This is a genomic window from Nostoc cf. commune SO-36 (assembly GCF_023734775.1).
In the GTDB taxonomy this organism is placed as follows: domain Bacteria; phylum Cyanobacteriota; class Cyanobacteriia; order Cyanobacteriales; family Nostocaceae; genus Nostoc; species Nostoc commune_A.
Genome location: NZ_AP025732.1, coordinates 6,169,705 through 6,195,534, shown reverse-complemented (window position 1 = coordinate 6,195,534; position 25,830 = coordinate 6,169,705). Strand labels below are relative to the sequence as shown.

The 25,830-nt window shown below is 41.6% G+C and carries 14 protein-coding genes and 4 pseudogenes; 5 read left to right on the top strand and 13 right to left on the bottom strand.

What is annotated here, in order from left to right:
• Nucleotides 1–59: 59 nt before the first annotated feature.
• The 4 genes from ANSO36C_RS27980 to ANSO36C_RS27965 all read right to left on the bottom strand — a co-directional run bounded on the left by ANSO36C_RS27980 (nt 60) and on the right by ANSO36C_RS27965 (nt 5,380).
• Entirely contained in the window at nt 60–2,996 is a 2,937-nt protein-coding gene (locus ANSO36C_RS27980; RefSeq protein ID WP_251957418.1) for a methyl-accepting chemotaxis protein, read from the bottom strand.
• Between the two features lie 14 nt (nt 2,997–3,010).
• Complete coding sequence (locus tag ANSO36C_RS27975; protein ID WP_251957417.1) at nt 3,011–3,541, bottom strand: chemotaxis protein CheW; 531 nt, start codon at nt 3,539–3,541, stop codon at nt 3,011–3,013.
• Nucleotides 3,542–3,554: 13 nt separating this feature from the next.
• Entirely contained in the window at nt 3,555–3,920 is a 366-nt protein-coding gene (locus tag ANSO36C_RS27970; RefSeq protein ID WP_069073698.1) for a response regulator transcription factor, read from the bottom strand.
• 281 nt (nt 3,921–4,201) lie between these two features.
• Complete coding sequence (locus ANSO36C_RS27965) at nt 4,202–5,380, bottom strand: response regulator (protein ID WP_251957416.1); 1,179 nt, start codon at nt 5,378–5,380, stop codon at nt 4,202–4,204.
• Nucleotides 5,381–5,750: 370 nt separating this feature from the next.
• Between ANSO36C_RS27965 and hmpF the strand changes: the two genes are divergently transcribed.
• Nucleotides 5,751–7,511, top strand: a complete 1,761-nt coding sequence (hmpF, locus tag ANSO36C_RS27960; RefSeq protein WP_251957415.1) for a pilus motility taxis protein HmpF — start codon at nt 5,751–5,753, stop codon at nt 7,509–7,511.
• Nucleotides 7,512–7,549: 38 nt separating this feature from the next.
• On the opposite strand, the gene ANSO36C_RS27955 is transcribed toward hmpF, so the two are convergent.
• From ANSO36C_RS27955 to ANSO36C_RS27940, 4 genes are all read right to left on the bottom strand, one after another.
• The gene (locus ANSO36C_RS27955) at nt 7,550–8,146 is read right to left on the bottom strand and encodes an IS630 family transposase (RefSeq protein WP_251955950.1); all 597 of its coding nucleotides are present in this window, start codon (nt 8,144–8,146) and stop codon (nt 7,550–7,552) included.
• Nucleotides 8,104–8,496 carry a helix-turn-helix domain-containing protein gene (locus ANSO36C_RS27950; RefSeq protein ID WP_251955951.1) on the bottom strand — a complete coding sequence of 131 codons (393 nt, stop codon included), beginning with the start codon at nt 8,494–8,496 and terminating at the stop codon, nt 8,104–8,106. Before ANSO36C_RS27950 ends, ANSO36C_RS27955 begins: the two co-directional genes overlap by 43 nt.
• Before the next feature lie 308 nt (nt 8,497–8,804).
• Complete coding sequence (locus ANSO36C_RS27945) at nt 8,805–10,013, bottom strand: 4-hydroxy-3-methylbut-2-enyl diphosphate reductase (RefSeq protein ID WP_251957414.1); 1,209 nt, start codon at nt 10,011–10,013, stop codon at nt 8,805–8,807.
• A gap of 116 nt (nt 10,014–10,129) precedes the next feature.
• Nucleotides 10,130–10,996: an SGNH/GDSL hydrolase family protein gene (locus ANSO36C_RS27940; protein WP_251957413.1), complete on the bottom strand. Its 867-nt coding sequence runs from the start codon at nt 10,994–10,996 to the stop codon at nt 10,130–10,132.
• On the opposite strand from ANSO36C_RS27940, the gene ANSO36C_RS27935 reads away from it, so the two are divergent.
• A complete protein-coding gene (locus ANSO36C_RS27935) occupies nt 10,917–11,105 on the top strand; it encodes a hypothetical protein (RefSeq protein WP_251960496.1) in 189 nt (62 codons plus the stop codon). The genes ANSO36C_RS27940 and ANSO36C_RS27935 overlap by 80 nt on opposite strands.
• Nucleotides 11,106–11,136: 31 nt before the next feature.
• Here the strand turns inward: ANSO36C_RS27935 and ANSO36C_RS27930 are convergent, their stop codons facing one another.
• Nucleotides 11,137–12,519, bottom strand: coding sequence for an ammonium transporter (locus tag ANSO36C_RS27930; protein WP_410174734.1), 1,383 nt, complete (start codon nt 12,517–12,519; stop codon nt 11,137–11,139).
• Between the two features lie 578 nt (nt 12,520–13,097).
• Nucleotides 13,098–13,220: pseudogene (locus tag ANSO36C_RS27925) on the bottom strand (YnfA family protein); the annotation flags it as partial.
• Nucleotides 13,221–13,469: 249 nt separating this feature from the next.
• Between ANSO36C_RS27925 and ANSO36C_RS27905 the strand changes: the two are divergent.
• Nucleotides 13,470–18,187: pseudogene (locus tag ANSO36C_RS27905) on the top strand (GAF domain-containing protein).
• A 74-nt stretch (nt 18,188–18,261) separates the two neighbouring features.
• On the opposite strand, the gene ANSO36C_RS27900 reads toward ANSO36C_RS27905, so the two are convergent.
• Nucleotides 18,262–19,764, bottom strand: a complete 1,503-nt coding sequence (locus tag ANSO36C_RS27900; RefSeq protein ID WP_251957408.1) for an acyl--CoA ligase — start codon at nt 19,762–19,764, stop codon at nt 18,262–18,264.
• 347 nt (nt 19,765–20,111) lie between these two features.
• Between ANSO36C_RS27900 and ANSO36C_RS27895 the strand changes: the two are divergent.
• Nucleotides 20,112–20,315, top strand: a pseudogene (locus ANSO36C_RS27895) (BMP family ABC transporter substrate-binding protein); the annotation flags it as partial.
• Nucleotides 20,316–20,394: 79 nt separating this feature from the next.
• Here ANSO36C_RS27895 and ANSO36C_RS27890 read toward each other — a convergent pair.
• Nucleotides 20,395–20,855, bottom strand: a pseudogene (locus tag ANSO36C_RS27890) (hypothetical protein).
• A gap of 231 nt (nt 20,856–21,086) precedes the next feature.
• On the opposite strand from ANSO36C_RS27890, the gene ANSO36C_RS27885 reads away from it, so the two are divergent.
• Nucleotides 21,087–22,931 carry a tetratricopeptide repeat protein gene (locus ANSO36C_RS27885; RefSeq protein WP_251957407.1) on the top strand — a complete coding sequence of 615 codons (1,845 nt, stop codon included), beginning with the start codon at nt 21,087–21,089 and terminating at the stop codon, nt 22,929–22,931.
• Between the two features lie 30 nt (nt 22,932–22,961).
• Here the strand turns inward: ANSO36C_RS27885 and ANSO36C_RS27880 are convergent, their stop codons facing one another.
• Entirely contained in the window at nt 22,962–25,655 is a 2,694-nt protein-coding gene (locus ANSO36C_RS27880) for a BsuBI/PstI family type II restriction endonuclease (protein WP_251957406.1), read from the bottom strand.
• Nucleotides 25,656–25,830 lie beyond the last annotated feature (175 nt).

Genomic DNA, 25,830 nt, shown 5'->3' with positions numbered 1-25,830 from the left:
CATTAGTCATTGGTCATTGGTCATTAGCAAATAACAAAGGACAAAGGACAAATGACAATTTATCTGGTTTCCATAGTTTCCACTCCGAAACGTTCAACGGAGGCAATCAAGTCACGGGATACACCCACTAAGTGTTGTAGGGCACCTGAAACTCGTTGTGCTTCTTGGGAAGTTTCTTGCGCGGTCAACTCTACTGATTGCATTACATGAGCAACGGCGCGGGAAGTTTCCGTTTGTTCTACAGTGTCGGTAGTAATGGAGCGCACAAGAATATCGATGCGATTCGCCACTTGAATAATGTTTTCGAGCGATCGCTTGGCTTCTTCTGCCAATTTTGTCCCTTTAATTACTTGTTGTGTGCCTTCTTCCATCGCGGTCATTACAGAGCCTGTTTCGCTTTGGATTTGCATCACAATTTGTTCAATTTCCTTAAGCGATTTTGCAGATTTATCTGCTAGCTGGCGCACTTCATCTGCCACGATCGCAAACCCGCGTCCAGCTTCTCCCGCTCTTGCCGCCTCAATACTAGCATTGAGTGCTAACAAGTTTGTTCTGGAAGCAATTTGAGAAATCAACGCCACAATTTTAGAAATTTCTTGCGAAGATTCTGCCAACCGCTTCACTTTGCGAGTGGTTTCGGCAACGGTTTCTCGAATTTCCAAAATCCCTGCTACGGTATTTTCTACTGCTTCGCCACCTTTAAGAGCGATCGTACTAGCATCACGAGCAACGGTTTCAGCTTCCCGCGCCGCCTCTGCTACCCGTTGAATCGAGTCAGTCATTACCTGTACAGAATTTAGCGTCACTGCTAACTCTTCTGCTTGGCGCAAAGCATCACTAGATAAAGCTCTAGCAAAAGTTTCAGAGTTGGTTGCACCTTTTGTTACATCCTTCGCCGCCACTTTTACCTGTTGAACGATATCCCGCAGGTTTTGAATTGTCAAATTAAAGGCATCAGCTACGGCTCCTAGTACATCGGCTGTCACTTCCGCTTGGACTGTTAAATCGCCTCTAGCAGCACCTTCCACATCATCTAAGAGACGGATCACCTGACGTTGGAGGTTTTCTTTGGCTTCCTCTTGTTCATCAGCTTTGCGTTGGGCTTCACTTGTGGTTGTGAAAATTACCCGCGCCATTTCATTAAAGCCCGTGGATAAATGCCCTAATTCATCTTCAGAAAACACTGTAGCTTGAGCATTCAGATTTCCTTGACGTACAGCTTCAAACTGAGCTTGGAGATCGTTAGTTGTGCGCCGAATTTGTTTTAGCGCCAGATTTCCCATGAAGCCTGCGGTCGCAAAACCTGCAATTCCAGCAGCTAGTGACATTGCCCAGCCTGTGTTTCGCACTGTTTCTCGTTGTTGGGGTGGCGAAAATGTGGTGGCAACAAAGCTAACTGTGGCTACAACCAGCGCCGAAACAATGCCCACACTGCCAGCAATTAACCATTGTTTCCGTTCAATGGAAGCATTCTCTAACGGTGCTAACCATCCTTGCTCGATGCTGACGTTGGGTTCTAGTTTCGAGACATCTGTTTGGCTAAAGACTGGAACGGCTTCATGGGAACCAGTCATCGAGAATAGTTCCTCTTCGCGATCGGCTGCATTACTGGGAAAAGCCTCCCCGACTTGAGAGCGTCCAGTCTCACTAGTTTCTGCTGGAACAGAATGCATTGCTAGATCGCCGAAGCTAGCATCTCCTTCGAGCATGTCAAACCCTGGAATATTGCCTAAATCGTCAAATTCCTCAAAGTCATCTAAAAACTCAATATTGCTCTTAGAATTTTCTCCATTCAGTATATTGCTTGAGTCTTCATAAGAGCTTAAACCCTCTGAGCCAAAGGCAGACTCAAATGCTTCCATATCGAAATTTTCATCTTCATCAAAGCTAGTTTGACCGATAGATTCATCTGATTTGAACTGCTTTTCTTTGGGAGGTAAATTCTTACTTAAAGATGAAGAATTATTAGATAAATCCGGCTGAAAAGCTTCATCTGCTTCAATATCTGTTGGTTTTAACCATTTATAGGCTTCGGTTTCAGGCAAATTATCTTGACTGCCATGTTCCAATTTGTTTGTTATTGGCGAATCATTTCTCAGTTCTTCTGCAACAATTAGTAAAGTTTCGTCTCCAAAACGAGATTTTTTATATTCTAAATTCCCAATATTAAGCTCTGGAGACTTTGACTGACTCAATAAATCGGAGAAATTATCCTCGGTATTAAAAGTTTGGGAATTAGAAGACGAAGAATTATTATGGATAGTTGAATTTTCCTGAGAAGAATTTATCTCATTATCTGAAAAAGGACTATTTACTAATGATTCTTCCTGACTATCTTCTGACATATCTTCTTGCCAAAAAACAGGTAACTCTAATTCTGTTTTCTCCTCCCAGTTATTATTTGAGTCTTGTTCCTGCAATTCTTCATTCATGGCGAAAGGATCATCGCCAAAAGCTGTAGAAGAATCTGATGTTTTGACTGTTCCAATACTGTCTTCTGTGGCTATATCAAATGGGCTTTTTGAAGATATCTCCTCAATGCCATTTACAGTTTCTTGATGCTCTCCAAAAAAGTTCAAATCAAGGTTTTCGCTGTCAAACTCCTCACTAGCAGCCAAATCTTCTAATTCTGGTTCGCTATATGCCAGTGCATCAGACATCTCTAAGGAATTTATTTGCTCTTGACTTCCGGATGTATCAACCTGCCCACCGAATGACTGTAGATATTGATTGATATTCTCAATTCCATTATTGGCAAAAGCAATAATTTCTTGATCGTTAGTCAAGCCTAATACCTGTTGATATTCTTCTTTTGCTACATCGTACTGCTGTAAAACATAGTAGATGTGACCCCTTAACAAATGGGAGTTGGGGTCATTTGGTAAATCTTGCACCACTTGGTCAACTAAAGTGGCCGCAACGTCATAATTTCTTTGAACATAGGCGGTCATCGCCTGTTGATATGTTGGCTCGTAATTATCAATACTTGCTGCCATTTCCTCCTCCAATTTCATCCTGCCCACCTAGCACTCCGTACAATTGCCATTTGATCGAGCAGTCGTAGACACTGATTATTTTTAGCACCTAATGACCACTCTCCACGTAAAAAAGGAGCCATCGTATCAGGAACATTAGTTGGTGGCATGAGATTTTGGACATCCAGCCAGTCCATACCACCGATTTCCTCTACTGCTAAACCCACTATTGTGTCTTGCTCTTCAATGGCAATCACCGAAATTTCCGCTCTATCCGTGTTTAATGCACTTGCTTCCCCTAGAAATTGACCCAAATCGGCCACCCAAATAACTCGACCTCGTAAATTTAGAGTACCCAAAAGTAAAGGAGAAGCATTAGGAATCGGGGTGATTCTATCAGGACTTAGTTCAATTACCTCCCGGATGCCAGTTGCTTGTAGTGCAAACTCCTGATGCGAGGGAATGTAAAACCTCAAATGTAACTCACCTTCAGGACTTTCTACTTGTAATTCTGGTCGGAAGTGGTCTTGACCGTTGCCACTTAAAAAGTCCGGTTTGCTGACCATGTTGTTTTTATCCTTATCCTCGCAGCAGTTGTTTGACTGTTCCTACCAACTCGGTTGGTTGAAACGGTTTGGCTATGTAAGCGTCTGCACCCTGCTTCATACCCCAGTAGCGATCAAATTCTTCGCCTTTGGAAGAACACATAACCACAGGGACATTTTGGGTTTTTGGATCGGATTTTAATCGCCGACAAACTTCGTAGCCGTTCATCCGGGGCATAACAATATCCAATACCACTAAATCGGGAGGTGCTATTTGGATTGCCTCCAATGCTTCTAATCCGTCACTGGCATGGGTAACTGTTAGGCCAGTTGCTTTCAGGAGGTCTGTAATCATCTCCCTTTGCGCGATACTGTCTTCCACAATCAGAACTGTACTCATAAATGTCTATTTACCTCCTGATTTAGACGTTCCTAGTTGGAACATTCCCTGATTCCTCCGCAAGTATTAACTGTATAAATTAATTTTATGTCTTCACTATTTTCCCGGAGATTGACGTTTCGCTGAGTTAGCTGACTCTGTGATAACATCTTTTTACTCATCTTTTAGTAGATCAACAAATCTTTGATCTCTTTAATATGCCCCATAGATGAGGAAGATGAGAGAGCAGGAAAGCAGGGTAAGAAAAACTATTAGATTATTTATTGCCCAATGCCCAATTTTCATTGGTTGTTGATATATTTTTCCACGAGCATGAGTAACTCAGTGTCTGTAAAGGGTTTTGTCAAATAATCTGTTGCCCCGACCATCCTAGCTTTGACTCGATCAATAAACCCATCTTTCCCAGTAAGCATGATAATCGGTGTGAGCCGAAATGCTGTGGAATGTCGCAGCATGGCGCAAACCTCGTGCCCTTCCAATTTTGACATGGCAATATCGCATAAAATTAAATCCGGTTTGAGTTGAAAAACCAGACTCAATGCCTCTAAAGGATCGCTGAGAGCGATCGCTTCATAACCTTGTGGTTGTAAGATCGAATTTATAGTCTCACCGATGGCGATCGCATCGTCAATACATACTATCCGCCCCTTTGGTTTTCCCTGCAATTCCCAGGTATCAGTGTGAGTATCTAATTTATCTGTCTCTAAATATACTAGTTGTAGCCAACTTTGTTGCACATAAGGGTATATTGCCTTAGCGACTGTCAAAATGTCTCGGTTGAGATAGCGAGCCAGCTGACGCAATGATGTTTTACCATCAGCCCAATGTTGTAGCCTATTCACGGTTGCTTCTGGCAGGGAAGATTGTAGTTGAACTTTGTCAGATAGTACTGGTAATTGTTCTGGAGACTGAATGTGTGGATACAGCTGCTTCCACTCTTGCAGCTGCTTCGTAATTTTTGCCACAAATGGAGCAATCTCGAAAGTGTTTAATTGCGGGGCAAGTGCGACACCTTGATGGAAAATGAAGTTACCTTGGCATAAACTCAACAGGTCAAAGAGAGTTTCATGCACCAAGCCCTGAATGATACTACCAGCTATCTTTGGGTTGATGATATTCCGCTCCAAAAGCGCCCAAAGATAGGCATACTCTGGCGCGTCGGTGGGTAGTAGGGAAGCAATTTGTTTGTCGGTGAGTCGCGTCTCAACTCGGTAATGACGTAAATAATCGTTAATTCTGGATAAACTACTCTCACCTTCTTGGCAATAGATAATTTGACCATTCAAGAAAAAGACGAACCAAGACTCTTGTTTGGGGCGATAAATGCTTGCTCCCTCTCCACCCAATTTGTTGTGATGATGAGAGCTACTAGCTCTCACCCATAATTGCCCGGTTCGTTGTCCCAACTCAATCAATTGCAGGATACTGCAAATATCAATTTCATTTAAATTTCCCTGCATTTAGCTAAAAAGTACTCCTTAAGTACTCCTGAATTCTGACCTCTTGTTTAAGTATTGATTATGGATTATTGGAAAGATTGTTACTCTATTCTTATTGTCATTAGGCAACACATTAAACTATAAACCTTTATCTTTCGTAATACACTTCGATAAAGCTAGTGTTAACACGGAAGTCATCATCACTGTCATCAGTACAAAATATAAAGGCGCGACTAACTCGCTTTTATAAGTATCAAGACGTAATATCTCGCGTCTATAGTTTTGTCTGTCTTGTTTTCCTAAACTTCGGTTCAGTGAGACAAGTTAACAGAATTATTTAAGATATATCTCAAAACATAAACTTTAAGTGCATCAATAAAGGACTAACGGTGTGCTGTATTTAGCAGAAGTACAAAAACAGAAAGGTGGTTTACTCAGTGGCGGAGCCAAAACCGAACTGAAACTGCTAGCTTGTCAGCGAACTGACCAGAATTGGAGTACTGTGTCGGAAGAAGTGATTGCCGCCGAGGAAGCAAGCAAATTAAATGACGGTGCTTTGGTACTGGTTGAACTGAATCCGAATCGTCAAGTGCAACGGGTTCAAGAAGCTGGGCGTCCGCTAGTCAACATTTTGCAGAATTTTTCCCGCCAATTGGAGAAATTTAAGCTCAAGGAAGATGAAATTGATCAGTGGAAGCAATCGCTGACGTTTCAGGCGCAAGAGTTGAATCGCCGGGAAATGGACATGGAAGTGCGCTCAGAACAGTTGCAACAATTGGAGGAAGAGTTGCAACACCTAGAGGAGCAAAAACAGGAAGTTGACACTTCCCGCCAAGAAATTGAACGATTGCAAACAGAAGTTGAGCGCAACCGCCTAGAATTGGAAGGCGCTTGGGAGCATTTACGAGGTGAGCAGCGTCGCCTAGAAGAACGTCTTGCAGATTTTAAATCAGGAACGGTTTTAGATGAGGAGCAAAGCCGGGTAATGAGTGAGTTACTCGATCGCTTGTCTAGTCGTGTTGTTCCTACAGAAAAGGTTAGAGAACACTTACATCTAGCCTTTGAATTGATCGAAAAGCAGCAAGCGACTCTTACCCCGCACTGGCAAAAATTGGAGGAGCAAAAAATTGCGATCGCACAACAGCAAAAAGAAGTAGAGTTATTGTCACAAACTTTTAGCGATCGCCAAAATGCGTGTCAAGAAGCACAAAATTCTTTAGTTCAGCACACAGCCCAATTGCAAATAAATACAGCAGACTTTAACAGCAAGCAAGAGTATGCTCGGATCATCAAAGAGCAGTTACAAAGTCAAGAGGAGTTATATCAACAGATTCACTCTTTAGCTGCAACATCTGGCGACGTAGTTCTCGGCAAGCAAGCTGATGTGGAGGCTTTGGACAAAATGCCTTTAGAAGAACTACAAAAGATAGTCCAAGACTTGCAGTATAAGTTAGAAATAGATGCGAGCTTTGTTCACGATCAAGAACAAGAACTGAAATATAAACAAGAAGCTATAGAAGAACTGCAAACTAAAATAAATAATGCATCTGACCATGACCACATTAATTTGGAACTGGAACTAACAGATGAAAAAGACCTTTATCAGATGCTAAACTCCAGTTTGGTGGGACAACGCCGCAATATGTTGCAGCATCAGAAATTTCTTAAGCAACACCAAGCTGTATTGCTACGGCGACAAGGACATACTGTTGTTGATGAAGAAGAAGGTAATAAAGTTAATTTAGAACCGATTCTGTTACAAATTGAAAGCCAGCGACAACAATATTCACAAGAAATCCAAAAGCTGGAACGTGAGATTGAGCAGATTCGTTCTGGTATTGAGCTAAATCAGGGAATGATTGATAATCAAACTCACGATCTGGATGAAAAGCGCCAAGAATTGAAAGCGATCGAAGAGAACTTGCTATCTCTAAGAAGAACAACTGCTGAATGCTGTGGTCGGGTGAATCTTTATCAAGAAGCGCTACAACCAATTCAGGATTCTCTAGATGGATTACGGCACAAGCTGCAAGGAATTGGAGAATCTTTGGATCAATTTCAGGAAACTGGTGATTCTCAAGTCCAAGCGATCGCTCAGTTGCGTCATACTCTCCAGAGTTTAATGCCTCAGCCACACTTATTAGCATCTTAACAAGTTTGGAGTTTGGAGTTATACAGCACTTCCCGGTGTTATGAGGTACAATAGCAACAATTAGTAAACCAGTTTTTTAAATGTTGAGGATTCATTAAGTCGAGTGCAACTGAGATTACTGTATCAACCATTTCTGTTGTAGTTGGAGCAAAACTGCGTAAAAAAGATTTGAGTTGTGACCACCATAACTCGATTGGATTAAAATCAGGAGAGTATGAGGATAAACAAATAACTTTCGCACCTACAGCTTCAATCATTGGTACAATTGATGCTAGTTTATGGGCAGGTAAGTTATCCATGACGACTACTGCTCCTGTCCATAAATTAGGCGCTAAAAACTTCTCAATGAATACATCAAATGCTTGGCTATCCATTGAGTTATTCATCGTCATTAACGCCACTACTTTTTTAATACTAATTGCTCCAATTACTGTGACTTTTGCACCTCTATAAAATGGTTTTTGGTCGTAAGCTCTTGTTCCTTGTTGCGAACGCGCATGAGTTCTTGCCAGACCTAATAAAACTCCTGTCTCATCTAGGAATACTAAGTTATCTGGATCTATATCTCTGACCTGTTCCCAATATTCTACTCTTAGTTTTTGAACTCTTTCTGTTGCTGCTTGACTACTCCGCAATGTTTTTTTTTACGATTTAATCCTAATTTTTGTAAGGCACGACACATTGCACTTCGACCTACCCAATTACCAGTTTTGTCTGCAAATAATTCACACAACTCTATCAATGTTGCATCTGGATGTGCTTCAACTAATTCTCTTAACTCTATGTCAGCATTTGTCAGATGACTAAATTGTGGTTTTCCTCGCGGCTTTGGTTGTAAATTTCCTTCAAGTTTTTGTTGTTTTACAAGCTTTTGCACTAAACTCTTTGAGACAGAAAATATGTTAGCTACTTTCCTGATTGAGATATTTTTTTGAATATGTGCTGCAACTATTTTTTCTCGAAGCTCGATAGAGTATGACTTCATTTAAAAGTATTTATATTTTAACCTAGTGTACCTTATAACAGGCGGAAGCGCTGTATCATGTTCGACTTAATGCTTATGTCATTGCGTACCGCCAAGGGCGGAACCCGCAGGGTACGGAGCGCAGCAATCCCAAACCCTTGCGATTGTTTCATTCCACTTCGTTGCATTCGCAATGACATATCGTAAGTGATTTACAGAACATGATATTACAACAGATTGCAACAGGCGTGAGGTACAGATAATTGTAGGGGCACAACGTGTTGTGCCCCTACCCATATACTTCGTTTACCTGAAATACGCTGTAACTGTTAAACCAGCGCTGCTGTTGCTTTCATTGCAAAAATTTTCTCAATCACATCTTCTACTACTTTATCTGGCGTGGAAGCACCAGAAGTAATTCCCACCACAATTTCTCCATCTGGCAACCAGTTTTCTGTAGTTATTAACTGCCCATTTAATTGCCGATGTTCTATGGAATCTCCTGATTTAATCCGTTCAACAGTATCAATATGATAAGAAGGAATTCCCCGCTCAAAAGCAATTTGTTGTAATTGAGTAGTATTCGATGAATTAAACCCACCAATTACTACCATAAAATCTAAATTATGTTCCACTAACTCCAACATTGCATCTTGGCGTTCTTGAGTGGCATCACAAATAGTATTGAAGCTTTGGAAATGCTGATTTAACTCAGTGGGGCCATACTTTTGCAACATAGTCCGCTCAAAAAGCTTGCCGATTTGCTCAGTTTCGTCTTTTAGCATTGTAGTTTGGTTAGCAATACCAACTCTTGCTAAATCTTGATCGGGGTCAAATCCTGCTGAACAAGCCTTAGCAAATTTTGTCAGAAATTCTTCACGGTTGCCACCATTCATAATATAGTCAGCAACATATTGCGCTTCTTGCAAATTCAAGACAATCAAATACTTGCCAGCAAAAGAACTAGTTGCAACTGTTTCCTCGTGCTTATATTTACCGTGAATTATTGATGTATAATCGATTTTTTTGTGCTTTTCTACTGTATTCCAAACTTTAGATACCCAAGGGCAAGTTGTATCAACAATTTTGCAGCCTTTATCGTGAAGTATCTGCATTTCTTGAACGCTAGCCCCAAAAGCGGGTAATATGACTACATCACCAGTTCCAACAACAGAAAAGTCTTTATTCTTTCCTTCAATGGGGATAAATTCGACTTCCATCTCTTGCATTCGCTGATTTACAGAAGGGTTGTGGATAATCTCGTTAGTAATCCAGATATGTTCTTTAGGGAAGTGCTGGCGAGTTTCGTAAGCCATTGCCACAGCGCGTTCTACACCCCAGCAAAAACCAAAGGCTTGTGCTAGTCGGATTGTCACATCACCCCGTTGTAGGGTGTAATTGCGATCGCGAATTTCTTGAATCAAGTTACTCTGATACTCAGACTGCAATTGGGTGGCAACTTCTGCTTGATGACCAAACCCCTTGCGATTGTAATTTTCGGAATGTTGCAGACTGCGCTTAAAAGCTTTTGTATCCATTAGATTTGCCTATTTAAACCACTATTTCTTATTTTCTCGCGCCCAGACGCGATTTATACAATAGTTGTATTCAAAGATATTATCAGAGAGGGTAAAGGGAAAAAGATTTAATGCCTTTATCCTTTACCCTTTAACCTTTTCCCCTCTTTTTCTTGCTGGGGTTTTAATTCGATCTCGCCATAAATCTGCAATGCAGAACGCCAAACTATATAGCCTTCAGGACTTAGGTGTAAGCCATCGGTAGTAAATTCGCGGCGGAGATTTCCTTGCTTGTTGGTAAACAGGGGATATAAATCGAGATATTTGACACCTCTTTTGGTAGATATGCTTTGCAGTTGCTGATTTAACTTGCGAATGCGACTATTGGCAACAGCCAGAAGTTTATCTCGTCCTTTCCAGGTTGCTTCTTGCGCTCCATGTGGCAAAATCGATTGGACAACGATTTGTACTGTGGGATGCGTCTTTCGCAGGTAATTGATAATTTGACGCTGATTATCTAAAATTGCCTCGTCGCTTAACCCGCGAATTAGGTCATTAATACCAATCATTACAAAAATCACCTCTGGCTGGGTGCGGTCAAATATCTGCAATCTTTTCAAAAGACCATTGCTAGTTTCGCCAGAAATTCCTTGATTGAGCCAATTTTTACCTTCGGGTAATAATTCAGGGGGAAACCACAAACTCAGAGAATCTCCCGCCAGAATAGTTAAATGCGGAGGACGTTGGTCTGCGGCGACCTTGGCTTCTTGTTTGAGGATGTCTACCCACTCTTGGTAAGTGAGTTGGTGACGGCGACCCAAATCAGGTGTAGCAATTTGGGGTGAACTGTTCAGGTTGATTGGCTCTGGGGATGTTATTATCCCAAAAAAAGCGGCCAATCTCTGCTGTTGCCAAATTAGCAGAATGACCGCCAACATTAGGATGCCGTTGGTTAACAGCGAAAAAAATGCCCAGATAGGAAAGGTTTTAAAAGAAGTAGACACAACTAGCGAAATTTACCAATTATTTGAATCAAATTTTAACGCTAGCGATCGCAAATCAGCCCAATTTTGGATTTTGAATTTAGGATTTTGGATTGAAAGAAAAATCTAAAATCCAAAATTGAAGGACTCAGCACTCTTTACTAAGTGGGACGATCGCCAAACTCCGAATTGTAACCTTCTTCGCCGTGTTCGTTGATATCCAAACCTTGCAATTCAGCTTCCTCTTTGACTCGTAGCCCGACTGTAGCATCGATAACCTTGAGAATAATCCATGTACCAACACCTGCGATCGCATAAGCAATGGCAATTGCTGCTAGTTCAACTCCCAATTCACCAAAATTACCACGCAGTACTCCGTCTTTACCTGCTCCGTTGACTTGAGTTGTGGCAAAGATTGCGGTTAAAATTGCCCCCACTGTACCACCAACGCCATGCACGGGATAGGTATCTAAAGCATCGTCAATTTGTAGCTTGTGCTTGAAACTCACAGCATAGAAGCAAACAAAAGCGGTGATGAAACCAATTAAAATCGCTGATAGCGGTGTAACAAATCCGGCGGCGGGAGTAATGCCCACCAAACCAGCAACGGCTCCTGTAGCTGCTCCTACGGCTGTTGGTTTACCACGTAAAACCCCTTCCAAAATTAGCCACATCAATGCACCCGCCGCCGCCGCCGTATTGGTGGCAACAAAGGCTGTTGTTGCCACATTTGTGACTAAGTTACCAGAAGTTCCACTAGCAACAGATAGGGCACTGCCAGCATTGAAGCCGAACCAACCAAACCATAGCAACCCAGCACCCAGCAAAATAAAGGGGACATTGTGCGGCGGGCTAAGACGATCAGGATGGGTTTTCCGGGGCCCAAGGACGATCGCTGCTACCAGGGCTGAAACGCCAGAACTAATGTGAACGACTGTACCACCGGCAAAATCGAGGGCACCCAATCCACCATACAAACCTAAAAATCCACCTTTTGCCCAAACCATGTGGGCCAGGGGAGCGTAAATAAAAGTTGACCACAGTAGGACAAACAGCGAATAGGCACGGAAACTCATCCGTTCTGCGATCGCTCCAGAAATTAAGGCTGGGGTGATAATGGCAAACATGGCTTGGTAGATCATGAATGCCTGGTGGGGTATGGTTCCGGCATAAGAGACAACTTCCGGTGGGTTTGACCCTTTGAGATAATCGGTTATCTCAAACCCGACACCATTCAACCCGAACCATTGTAATCCACCGATGAACGGCAACCCTGGCGCAAAAGAGAGACTATAGCCCCACAGAATCCAGGTAACTCCCACGATCGCCATTAACACAAAGCTCATCATCAATGTGTTTAGGATATTGCGCGATCGCACAAATCCACCATAAAAGAACGCCAATCCTGGTGTCATTAATAGCACAAGCGCTGCTGAAATCAGCATAAATGCTGTATCTCCAGTATCAGCAGCAGGCACAGCAGCAGTCGGGGTTTGGGCAATGCTTTCGCCCATCAACGGCCCTGCCAAAAACAGTAGGGTCATAGCCCCAATTATCACAACTTTCTTCAACACTTCTTCTTCCTAAGCGTCAATGGTTTGTATACTTGACTACATTTGATTACTTTTAGTTAGACATTTTTGTCTTTAAAGTTACTTAACCTGAATTTTCTTGAAATGTTAACAAAAATATAATCCTGATTGTAGTTGCCAAGATGCAAATAACGGTGTAAAGATGCAATGGCTACATCTTTTATTTTGAAGAAAAATATTTTATTCAAGCGCGATAACAGTCTGAATTTTTAGTTACCTATTGTTACAAATTATAGATACTTCTGAAAATTGACAATTATTCTAAATTACTGCCAAGAATTATCAGTGAATTTGCACAAATATGCCATGAATTCTTTTGATATCTTCCGCATAAATCCGTAGATATCCGTATGGCTGGCGATCGCAGATTTACTACTAAAAAAAACTCCAACTTTGCGTAAGGTTATTACCTGTTTAAAAGGGAATAATATAAAAGTTCTTTGTCAAAAAAAATATAAACAGGAGTCAGGAGTCAGAATACTCCATCCCTTCATGGGTGGAGTTTTAAAGCGAGAATATTTTAATTCTTTAGCAATTCCCCCTAATATGCCCCACCAGAACGGCTTACCTTCACGCAACCACAACCATATCAGGTAGCCACCCCCGATTTCAAATAAACTAGCCCACAAAAAATACAACACAGACTTAATCATTTGACTGATTCTTTAATAACGTCGAACTCAGTGAAATTACGCTAACGCTTTTAACTAAACTATTGCCATTAATTAAAGTAAGTTTGTTGATGTGGGTACTGGTTAATGGGTGCTGAGGAATAGGAGGAAACAAAATAAGGACTTCTTTTTTAATAATTCTCCCTAACTTCCAATCCCCAGTCCCCATTACCCCTTATTCCCAGAGGGGGCACACCTTCCCCAACCCCAGAATGTAGATAAGGCTTAAGGATGAAAGCACCATTACCTGATAACGAAGCCCAGAGAATTGAGGCGCTTTTGCAATATAAGATTCTCGATACACCATCTGAAGCCGCCTTTGATGACCTCACCCGTTTAGCCTCCTATATTTGTCAGACTCCTGTTGCTTTAATTAGCTTAATTGATACAAATCGCCAGTGGTTTAAGTCAAAAGTCGGTTTCCATGTCCTACAAACACACCGAGATTTTGCATTCTGTGCCCATGCTATTCTCCAGCCTGATGTTTTTGTTGTACCTGATACAACAGATGACGAACGGTTTGCTACCAACCCACTGGTAACATCTGACCCATATATTCGGTTTTATGCCAGTGTACCTCTGATTAACCCTGAGGGATACACGCTAGGAACATTGTGTGTAATTGATTATGTACCACGAGAACTTACTCCAGAACAAGTGGAGGCATTACAAAATTTAGGTCGTCAAGCCATCAAGCAACTAGAATTGCGCCGGAATTTAGCAAATTTGGTACTTGTTACTAAGAAAAGTAAACAGTCGCAAAAGGTACGCAAGCAATTTTTAAAAAAGATAGTAGCAGGTTTTGGTTTGGCTTCGGCAATTTTAGTTTTGATTGGCGTGGTTTCTGATCAAAATATAAGAAAATCTACTAATAATCGCACTACTACAGTAAAAAATACTTATAAAAAAATTAACAGTGTAGAAAAACTACTATCCCAAATAAAAGATGCTGAAATTGCACAAAGTAGTTACGTTTTCACTGAAAAAAAACTTTATCTAAAACCGTATAAAGTAGCACTTATTAACGTCAAGCAAGAAATTGCTAACCTGAAGAGGTTAACAGCAAATCAACCAAACCAACAAAAGCAGATTGCAACGCTTGAATTTCTTATAACAGCTAAACTTGCTCAACTAAAACAGGCTATCGACTTGCGCCAAGACAAGGGATTAGAGATGGCGTTGCAAGTACTAATGAGAAATAATGAACAAAATCTCATGGGTGATATCCGCAAGATGATCAATGAGATGGAAAACGAGGAAAGGGGAAAGACTTCAGCAGCAGTCACAAGCAAAAAAGGCTAGCAATCGGAACACAATTCTGGCACTTGCGATCGCCATAAGCTTAAGTTTTATTGTTCTTGCTGTAGTCTACTACTTGATCTATTCGTGAGTTTATTGAGCGTAAGAGAACAGAAGAAGCCTTAAACCAAGAACGCAATTTTATCTCAGCAGTATTGGATACAACCAGCGCCTTAGTGATAGTTCTCGATTCTCAAGGGCAAATTGTTCGTTTCAATCAAGCTTGTGAACAAACAACAGGTTACTCCTTCGATGAGGTGAGAGGTAGATAGTTTCTGGAACTTGCTCCTACTTTCCTGAAGAGGTGGAGCCGGTCAAAGCAGTTTTTGAGCAATTGGTAACTGATCAACTCCCCAATGAGTACGAAAATTATTGGCTAATGAAGAATGGTAGTCGGCGGCTAATCGCTTGGTCAAACACTATTCTCAAAGACTATGAAGATTGTATTGAATACATTGTTGTTACTGGCACTGATATCACCGATGTCTCCGACGAGCTTCGCTTACGCAAACGCGCCCAAAAGCATTTAACTGCACAATATGCTACACACCCGCGTCTTAGCTGAGTCTGCCACGACGAGCGAAGCTACTCGCCAAATCTTGCAAGGGATCTGCGAGAGTTTGGGATGGGATTTGGGTGAAATTTGGATGGTCGATGAGCAAGTGAATGTGCTGCGTTTGCTCGATATCTGGCATAAAGCATCCCTTGAGATGCAAGAAGAGTTTAAATCACTGAAGCGGCAAACCACCTTTGCGCCAGGAATCGGATTGCCTGGACGGGTTTGGGCGAGTTGTGAACCTGTTTGGATCGCTGATATCGTTAAAGATATTAATTACCCTAATTTTCAAATTTCGGCTCAAGTAGGACTACATGCAGCTTTTGGTTTTCCAATCCGCAGTGGTAATAAAATCCTTGGTGTTATTACCTGCTTCAATTGTGAAATCCAGCAGCTTGACGAAGATTTAGTAAAAACGATGAATTATATCGGTGAGCAAGTGGGGCAATTTATCCAGCGTAAACAAGCTGAAGAAGAAATACAACGCCAAAACTTGCGATCGCAACTATTTACCGAAATCACCCTCAAAATTCGCCAGTCTTTGCAAATCGAAGAAATTCTTCAAACCACTGTCGAGGAGGTACAAAAGATTCTCCAGACTGACCGAGTTTTAATCTATCAGCTTTTGCCAGATGAGTCTGCAACCACCGTCATTGAAGCAGTAGTTTCTGGCTTACCAGCAATTAAAGAGCAAAACATTACCCCCCCCTACTTCCAAGCAGAATATCTACAACAACACTATTTACAGCAGTACCGTCAAGGACAGATTTTAGAGTTGGCTAACTTGGATCTGCTGGAAGTCGAACAAAGCTATCTGGAATTAATGCAACAGTTTGGGGTCAAAGTAAATTTGGTTGTGCCCATTCTTGTCAAAGAAGAAGTTCGCGGTTTGCTGATAGTTCATCAGTGTGACGATTCCCACCATTGGTCTAGTTTTGAAACTCATCTTTTGCGGCAAATAGCCGATCAAGTAGGTATTGCCTTAGCCCAAGCTCACCTATTAGCAGCAGAAACTCGTCAGCGACAAGAACTTGAAATAGCCCGTCGCCAAGCCGAATTAGCTTCTCAGACTAAAAGTGCCTTTTTGGCAAATATAAGTCATGAAATTCGCACTCCGATGAACGCTGTATTGGGGATGACTAGTTTAGTGTTAGATACTCCCTTAGACCCAGAACAGCGAGATTTTATAGAAACAATTCGCATTAGTGGAGATGCTCTTTTAAGTTTAATCAACGAGATTTTGGATCTTTCCAAACTTGAGGCTGGAGAGATGGCTCTCGAAACTCTAGATTTTGACCTATCCACTTGTGTAGAAGAAGTGGTGGAATTATTAGCTTCCTCAGCCCATAACAAGGGATTAGAAATTGCTGCACTAATTGAGCATAACGTCCCCACGCAACTCAAAGGAGATAATGGTAGACTGCGGCAAATTCTCATGAACTTAATCAGCAACGCTATCAAGTTCACCAGCGCTGGTGAAATATTAGTGCAAGCCGAATTGCGATCGCTTTCCTCCAATACAGCCACAATCCATTTTGCGATCACAGATACAGGTCTTGGCATTAGCCCTGAAGACCAACGCAAACTATTTATGCCATTTACCCAAGTCGATGCTTCTACAACTCGCAAGTATGGTGGTACTGGCTTAGGATTAGCCATCTGTAAACAACTGGTGACTTTAATGGGAGGAGTAATTGGGGTAGAAAGTGAGATGGGGAAAGGATCTAAGTTTTGGTTTGAGGTGCTTTTTACAAAGCAAATTGAGCCTGTTTTGCCACAATGCGATGATCGCACAATTTTGCGCGATCGCCACTTGTTAATGGTTGCTAACAACGCCACTAATTGCAAAATTATTCACCATCAAGCGACTCATTGGGGAATGGAAGTAGATCAAGCTGACAGTATTGCTGCGGCTATCAAAGTTATTCAGCAAGCTTGTGAGCAAGGCAAATCTTATGATGTCGCTTTGGTTGATATGCAAATACCCCAAACTTCTGGCATGGCAATAAACGAACAAATTCAAGCCAATTCTGGAATTGCCAAGATACCTTTAATTATGCTCGCCTCTACTAATCAACGGGATGAAGTACAGCAAGCGCTCAAAATCGGATTTGCTGCTTATTTAGTAAAACCCATCAAGCCATCACGACTTCTCAATACCATCATGACAATTTTAGAAACTCAGCCGGAATCAGAACAAGAGGCTAGAGGCTTGAGGTTAGAAGCTACTGAAGAAATTCAGAGTACTGAAACTTCAGGCATTCTTACTTCCTCTGCTGCTAACGTATCTGCTAAAGCCAAGTTAAGAATTCTGTTAGCTGAAGATAATTTGGTGAATCAGAAAGTAGCTTTGAAGCAACTCCAGAGTTTGGGCTACAAAGCCGATGTCGTTGCTAACGGCAAAGAAGTTTTACAGCTATTAGAAAAAATTCCTTATGATTTGATTCTAATGGATTGCCAAATGCCAATTCTCGACGGCTTAGAAACCACAAAAGAAATTCATCGTTGGCAAGAGGATGCTTTTGCCCTGCGTCGTCGTCCTATAGTGATTGCGATGACGGCTAATGCGATGAAACAAGATGAAGAAAGATGTCTAAGTGCAGGCATGGACGGTTATCTGAGCAAGCCAGTATTTAAAGAAAAATTGGCTGCGATTCTGGAGCAGTGGACAGGCGTGATCCTCTCCCAACAAAAGGAAGTTGTGCATGAACAGACAGTTTCTACCACAAATAACGGCAAAGTTAACCTAGCAATTAATTGGGAACACTTGCATCAAATATCGGGAAACGATCAAGACTTTGAATTAAATCTATTGCATTTATGCGTTGAAGATATTAAACCCCGTTTAGAGACAATTAAAATAGCGATCGCACATAATGACTTTAGACAAATAGCGCGAGAAGCCCATCACCTTAAAGGCGCTAGCAGCAACATTGGAGACACAGCTATGTATTTAGCAGCTAACAAATTAGAACAACTAGCTAACAATCAAGACCTGAGAGATACTACTAACTTAATTTCAGAATTAGAAGAATTTGTCAACCACATTCAAGACTTTTTAAGCGAAAACAAAGTCTTAACAATTCCCAATTGAAAATAATAGGGATTGGGGATTGGTTATTTCCCCCTGCCTCCCCTGCTCCCCCTGCTTCCCTTACTCTCCACTCCCTACTCCCCAATATTAAGCAATTTTGCGATCGCTAACCGTTGCAGTTTCCCGGTAGCACCACGAGGTAGTTGCTCTAAAATGTGAACTTGCTTGGGAACTTTGAAGTCTGCCAGCATAGTTGAACAGTGAGCTAAAAGTTCTTTTTCGCTAGCTTCTGCTTTTAGCACCACAGCCGCGTGGATATCTTCTCCTAAAGATTTGTGGGGGACGGCAAAGGCTAAGGCTTCGGCGACGGCGGGATGGCGTAGCAAAACATCATCCACTTCTAAGGGAGAAATTTTTTCCCCACCCCGATTAATCAATTCTTTAATGCGTCCAGTCAAACGGAGATAGCCGTCTTCATCCACAGTACCCTGATCTCCAGTGCGGAACCAACCGTTTACAAAAGCTGTGGCGTTAGCTTCTGGGTTGTTTTCGTATCCATCTATAACATTGGGTGCTTTTACCACCACCTCACCCAAGCTTCCCTGAGATAATAAGTTACCTTCAGAATCCATAATGCCCACTTCTACGCCAAACCCATAACCTACAGTACCTGGTTTCCGCACTTTTGGCGGTAGGGGGTTGGTGGTCATTAAGTGAGATGCTTCAGTCATGCTATAAGATTCCACCACTGGAGCATTGAGAGTTGCCTCTAGCTGTTCAATGATAATTGGCGGCAAGGAAGCACTACTAGAGCGAATGAAACGAAAGCGGTTAGCTTTGACAATTTCTGTGTTGCGGCTAGCGCGTGCCAAAATTGTCTGGTGCATGGTTGGCGCTGCGGAATACCAAGTGGGTTTGTAGGTATCTACCAGTTTCCAAAACTCCAAGGCATTAAAGCCATTGGGACAAACTAGTGTACCGCCTGATCCCAGAGTTGCCAGCAAACAGCCCACCAATCCGTGAATGTGGAATAGAGGCATTAGGCAAAGTGTAGTGTCAGCTGCGCTGAGTGAGTAAGCACCGATGAGGTTGCCGGCTGAAGCGATTAAGTTGCGATGACGAATCGGTACACGCTTGGGACGACTGGTAGTGCCGCTAGTATGGAGAATCATCGCCAGATCATCAGACTCAGGCAAGGGAGCTCTTAGCTGGGAGCAAGGAGGAAGTTTCTCTTTGACTAATTCAAAGCTTAATGTGCCGTCAGTATTTACCTTGGCATTAATCAGCATCATATCAGGTGTGACGGCGGCAATGGCTGCTTCTGCCCCCTCAGACAACGTAATCAGTGCTTTTGCCTGGGTATCTTTGTAGTAAAAGGCAAATTCTTCTTGTTTATATTTGGGATTCAAGGGTGCAGCAGTGCCACATAGGGCGGCAGCCAAAAAGGTAATCGCCATTGGTGAACCATTAGTCATGGCAATGGCAATACGTTCTCCTCGTTTCAATCCAAAGCTGTTGAGTTGGGATACTAGCCCAATAACATTCTCGCGCAATTGCTTATAAGTTAGCGATCGCCCTTCGGGTGTGACTAGGGCTGAATGATTGTCTTCCCCTGCTAAAAGTTCAAATAAATTCATGGTTGTTGACTAGTTTTTCCGAACTGTAAACAGATATAGGACTCCGATTTGATTTCTGAAAACATACTGAGACTGAAAAGCCTAATTCTCTACTCCCTACTCCCTACTCCCCACTCCCCGCCTACGCAGATAATTTCAAAAATCAAATACGATTCCTATATTTAGTTAATAGTTTTACCAGTAGTTTCTCGTAGATTATCTGCAATCGGGACATGATACATGATATACTTTCCAAAGTTTAAAAATTAGCATTTTTTTACTTTCAACCCTGCTTCTTTGCATATTTTTCCAGCCACTTCTGGGGGTTGGCGACTCTAAAACAAAAGTAAAAAGCTAAAATTAAGTAAATATCGGCTGATGTGCAACAACTAGTGAATGCAAAGCGCGATGAGTTTATTCAAGGTACTGCACATCCTTTTGATAGGCCAGTGAAAGACCAAAAAGGCGTGGTGCGAGTACCCAAAGGTAAGGTGTTGGATGATAAGCAACAACTGGCGATGAATTGGTATGTTGAGGGAATTGAAGCCTTAATTCCTAAAAGTAAATCCTAGCACTGCTAAACAATACTAGGATTTATCTTTTTTACTTTTTAATTTAGTAATTGGTGTTGTGAAATTAGCAGTAGCAGAGTTATGAATTAAAAATTTTCTTCAAATTTTCTGGCTGCGTTACCGCTAAATATTGAGCCGACATTTCCGGTGTGAGTAGTTCTATCATGACTTTGTTTTCTAGCCAGAACTCAATAACATCAAAAAAGAGTCACGGTTACAACGTAATACTCTCCAACCTTCGCGTTTGCCAATCAACTCAATTTTTTCTTGAGTTGAAGAAACAGAGATTGCTGCATGAGTAGCCGTAAACCCAGAAGGAGTAGCATTTTCTGCAAACATACACTGGTTATCTCCCTCACCAGGCATTAGCTGAGTTTTTAACGGATAAAGTTCAATCCCCGTTCCATGTTCGTCAAGGGGAAAAACCATATAGCTACCTGGATTAGGGAAAAAGGGAAAAGCTTGCCCGTTAATGACTTCAGCCAGAACTTGGGCAACGTGCTGGGGATTTTGCACAGAAATAGATATGTGATGAATCATACTTAATTACCTCATGGTTTGTTTATAAATTGTTTGTTTTGTGGAGTGTTTATCTTCCACAAGTAGTTGATTACTTATCAGCCGATCAATATTATTTTATGCTCAGAGTAAAAACAATTTACTTTTCACGGATTTGGGAAAACCTTGCTGCCATTTTTCTCCTTTAGTAAGCTACTAGTAGTCTGCCAAGACTAGAATTAGAATTGACGTGACATTCTCCTAATAGCCAAAGTGCCAGACTCTCTGCCATTAAGCGATCGCTATCTTGCCTTAATCGATGAAATTGTTGAAACCACCCTCAAGGGCAAAATTAGCTCTGTAGAACAGGTGTATCAAATGCTGCTGAAAGGAATTACTTCCGGTACAGGGGAAGTATTTGAGCTAGCTTTGAGCGATCGCCTGAATGCCCTCCAAAACCAAGTAGATAGCCAAAAAGACGAACTCAAAAAAGCCAAGGCGACTCGGAGCTTGAGAGCCATTAAAACCATTCAAAGTCAATGGCAACGCTGGCAAGAGCAAAACAAAGCCACAGAAGCGATTGTCTTCGCAGCTTCAGAAATTACCACAGCCACTGCTGAGGAGCGTCTGGCGGCATTTATCCGGGTTACTGACCCCAATCAGAAGTATCCGCTAAATTTAAAACAGCTAAAGCAGTTATCAAAAGCATTGCTGCAATTTGCTCAGGTAGATTCTGATTTACAACAATTTTCCGAAGGTATTACCCGTGGTTTAGCTTCTTGGCAGCGATTACAAGACAACTTGCTCAGTTGGATGTACGAGCAAAAAGAATCTCTAGGATTTGGCGGCGTACCAGGAGAACGTGGCCCTTGGGCAAGTTGGGCGAAACAACTCAATAGTGAGTTACCCAAAGCACTGCTTCGCACCTTAGCTAGGGAAGAATCGGCAATTGAGTTTGCCCAACAACAACGGGGCATCACCCTTAGAGATTGGGTGGAAATGGCATTGATTTTACAGTTCTTGCAACGGGGATTAATTAACTGGTTTGACCAACAAGCTTACGATGTTAAAGCCGGGCCAAAGTTGTCCATTTCCACTTTCTTGACCTTTGCAGTGATTTGGAGTCAGTTAGCAAGTGGTTTTGGCAGCATTAGCACAGTATACAGGGATGCCTGTTCTCAAATCATGCTCCAGATTTTGCGAACCTTTGCCCAGCGTCCGTATTTTCCCTTTTACGGCGGGATTTTCGCCTCTTTTACTGGTACTTATTTACGAGATGCCTTAGATTATTTGGATGAACCGCTACGACGAGGCGAGGGAACCCAAGAAAAGGCGCGTATTTTGACACTTTTAGGCTATTCTCAGCGTGCTTTGGGACAATACCAGCGCTCTATTGATTTTCATCAGCAGGCGCTAGAGATAGCTAGGAATGCAGGCGATCGCACCTGTGAAATTGCCAATCTCAACCACCTCAGCCGTACTTACGTGCAACAGCAAAATTATGCTGAGGCAATTAGCAACAGTCAACGAGGATTAATATTGAGTCGGCAAGCAGGCGATCGCACCGGAGAAGCAAACGCGCTGGTAAATTTAGGTTACAGCGAAGTCATGCAAGCTCAGGAACTAGAAAACCTAGAACCAGAAACATACCAAGCTGCAATTAACTATTTGGAACAAGGTTTAAAATTATCAGAAAAATTAGGCGATATTCAAAGTAAAGCCTTATGTGTCAGCAGCTTAGGAATTGCCTATCTAGTAATTGGAGAACACCAAAGTGCAATTAAATATCTTGAAGATGGTTTTAAAACAGCGCAACTTTCTGGTGATTTGTATCTCCAAGGGCGGAACTTAGCTTATTTAGCGGAAGCTTATTATCATCTACAAAATTCCGAAAAAACTGTTTATACTGGCTGCTTGGGAATGTATCTTTTGGAGCAAATTGCTTCTCGTGAATGGCGACAACCAGCAGGGTTGTTAACAATTTTACAAGGACAAATAGGGGCAGAAGCTTTCCAAAAATTATTACAGCAACATCGCCCGAAAATTATTGCAGTTATCGGTGTAGATGGATATGATCACATTCCGCAATTGTTAGAAGAATATAAACAAGATATGTAAGAAAGTAATTTGATTCAGGTTTAACCGCTCTCAAGTATGGTCGCTTTCCTGTTCAGCGACTTCAATTTGGTAAGCCTGCAATAGATATTCACCATTGAAATGAATCAGGTGAGTTGAATCATCAGCAACCCAAACATCTGTTTCCCAAGCAATATCTGCCAGATATCCTACCATTGCCTTACGGCTGAGAAATGTTGTTACCATCACCAGTGGTATTTGGACATCTCGGAATAACACTTCAAGTTCTTTCTTCCGTTTAGGATTAATGGGGCCGTGTGAGGTTACAGCTTCAATCAGCACCAACCAGTTATTTGTTGTGAAGTGAATAATCACATCTGGCATTTTGCCGTGAGAATCAATGTTAACGCCCAAATCTGTCAATGCTGTTTCATCGAAGTGGGCAAACTTTTCATCTGTATCACCAATATAAATAAGCTTTCCACCAGGAGTAAAACGAGGGGCAAAATCATTAATAATTTTTTCAATTAGAATATTCTGGCCACCTGGCGATAAAGTTTTAATTTCTCCGTTAATTATTATGGGAATACGGGATATTTCGCGTTCTTGAGCATATTGCTTTTTTAGAGTTTCAACTGAAGCAAGGTAAGTGCAAATACTATTTTGCCATTCGTCAGTACCGTAGCTTCTTAATAGTTCTAGCGCACTATTTTCAATTTGATATACGGTTTTGGGACTGTTAATAGGGCGGCTTAAATCATCTGGATTAGCAACTATTAAAGCTGCATCCAAAAATTGATGTACTGTCTGTCGGCGAACTGTTTCCCGTGTGTTGGGCTTATAGGTTTTGCCATAATGTTGAGCCATAAAGTTCATCATCGGGGTAATTCCCATCAAAGGGAAAGTGGCTAATTGCCAAGAGTCTGTCGGTTTTAAGTCAAGCAACGCCAGGAGAGTTAAAGCTGAACGTTCGTTAAGCTGTGCCCGTGGAAAGCCCAATTGTGTCAAGATTTGCAGCGCTTCATCAATTCGAGACTTAGTAGCAATTGGATTATTCTCTGACAGATTCGACATACTCATTAGCTTATTTTCAATAAGTTCATCAATTTCCCGCAAAGAAGGAAACTGCTCTTGAAATCCTGTTCCTAAAGACAATAGCTGTGACAAATTAGGGTATTTTAATTTTCGCAAATCTGTTGCATTGACCTGAGTATGCCCATTGAACAACCGAAAAAAAGCATCAACTAGGGTTGAATTGAGATAAATAGCAAGCCCACGAGCTAAGGTAAGGCTGAGTCCACGCCCATCTTTGTGAAAGTAATTCAAGTGATTTTCAAAGCCAACATAACCATAATTAAATTGGTTGGCATTATAAACCACCGCAACAACACGCCTTTTTTCTTCTTTCGATGAAAATCTTTTACATAAGACGTAATGCTCATTTGGTATTAGAAGATTCGTTGTTTCTTCTATATTTACTATCGCTTGAGGCTTTTTAGTTATTTTTGGGTACTCTACATATCCATTCGATAAATTCACTGGATAAATTAATGGAACAGTATTGTTTTCTGGATTTGCCCTTAAATACTCTTTTGCTCGGAAATCTATTACCCTTCCGGTTGAGATTGTTAGCCCTAAATCGCTCAATGTACAGCTTAAAAGTGCCATTCTCTGAACGATTTGCTGGCTAATATTGTCTGGAATAATATGAATAAACTGATCTAAATCATTAGGGTGAACTAGGGCTGTATATGGTACAGAGTGTGACATTATCAAGTCATCATTAGCGCCAGAGCTAGTATTTACGATGACGCTGCGATATTTTTGCCTTTGTTTTGTAGCTTGGATAATGATAGTTTCTTGCAAAACATCATCATCGCTAAATGCTTCTTGCCGCGATTCAAAAAGATGTACTTGCTCTAAAGCCATCATCTCTAAAAACATCTTGCGGAAGTCACGAAAATATGGCCCATTGCAAAAACTGCGCGGGGTAATCGCTACAAACTCCCCACTTGGTTTTAGAAGTTGCGCTGTAGCAGCCATAAAACCAGTATAAAGATTGCTAGTTTCTAAACCGATGGAACGCAGCAATTCGCGCACCTTAGAATTAGCATTTATTTTCAAATAAGGCGGGTTAAGAATAGCATGAGTAAATTCTGTTGCGTAGTTTACCGCCGTAGGCATCGCACTATTCAATAAACCAAGCTTTTGCAGCCTGACTGCATCTTCAATAAAATCAGTCTCACGAATTTCGTAATTGAAGGAAATACCAATATTTTCACATTTCCTCTTACATAGTTCTAGAGTCTGCTGCAAATATCCAATTAGAAAAGGGTCTATTTCATAAGCTACAACGCGCAAACTTGATGTGGGTTTTCGCTGCTGACATACTTTTTCCACAAAAGCCGCAAGTAATGAACCGATTCCGGCTCCAGCATCAAGCAAGGATATTTCAGGCAAATCCAGCCGATTAAACATCTCAGCCATTAATTGAGCTACTGAGGCGGGGGTCAGAAACTGACCCATCGCTCCTTTTTTGGCTTGCTTTAGCTTTAAACTTACTACAGCCCGATGAAGATCCACTTCTGCAAGCAAGTTTCCACTTAATAGTTTGGCGAGGCTGGTAAACTCTAAACTACTGTTATGACTTGCTACTAACGCTCTACTGCCTGATGGAACGATCACGGTCTGTCTTCTTAAATTGCTATCAAGTTTACTAACTTTACGGCATTTTTGTGCTGAAGCAGACCACGTTTGCGATCGCATTGTGCAAAATTTTAGTACAGTTTTGCCTAAAAGCGTAGCGTTTTTATGTCGGGGAACGCATTGATAAGGCAAGCTGACGCATTAACAATGCAAGTCGATGCATTGTTAATGCAGCGTATAACCAATTTAATTCGCTACGAATGAATAAAATTCTGTATTTACTAATTTTGAGGCT

What these genes read in the sequence shown, in the direction of transcription:
- ANSO36C_RS27930 (WP_410174734.1), bottom strand. Translation starts at nt 12,519, where the DNA reads ATGACCCTACTGTTTTTGGCAGGGCCGTTGATGGGCGAAAGCATTGCC.
- ANSO36C_RS27900 (WP_251957408.1), bottom strand. Translation starts at nt 19,764, where the DNA reads ATGAATTTATTTGAACTTTTAGCAGGGGAAGACAATCATTCAGCCCTA.
- ANSO36C_RS27880 (WP_251957406.1), bottom strand. Translation starts at nt 25,655, where the DNA reads ATGCGATCGCAAACGTGGTCTGCTTCAGCACAAAAATGCCGTAAAGTT.
- ANSO36C_RS27970 (WP_069073698.1), bottom strand. Translation starts at nt 3,920, where the DNA reads ATGAGTACAGTTCTGATTGTGGAAGACAGTATCGCGCAAAGGGAGATG.
- ANSO36C_RS27945 (WP_251957414.1), bottom strand. Translation starts at nt 10,013, where the DNA reads ATGGATACAAAAGCTTTTAAGCGCAGTCTGCAACATTCCGAAAATTAC.
- ANSO36C_RS27935 (WP_251960496.1), top strand. Translation starts at nt 10,917, where the DNA reads ATGACCGCCAACATTAGGATGCCGTTGGTTAACAGCGAAAAAAATGCC.
- ANSO36C_RS27975 (WP_251957417.1), bottom strand. Translation starts at nt 3,541, where the DNA reads ATGGTCAGCAAACCGGACTTTTTAAGTGGCAACGGTCAAGACCACTTC.
- ANSO36C_RS27965 (WP_251957416.1), bottom strand. Translation starts at nt 5,380, where the DNA reads ATGCAGGGAAATTTAAATGAAATTGATATTTGCAGTATCCTGCAATTG.
- ANSO36C_RS27950 (WP_251955951.1), bottom strand. Translation starts at nt 8,496, where the DNA reads ATGAAGTCATACTCTATCGAGCTTCGAGAAAAAATAGTTGCAGCACAT.
- ANSO36C_RS27980 (WP_251957418.1), bottom strand. Translation starts at nt 2,996, where the DNA reads ATGGCAGCAAGTATTGATAATTACGAGCCAACATATCAACAGGCGATG.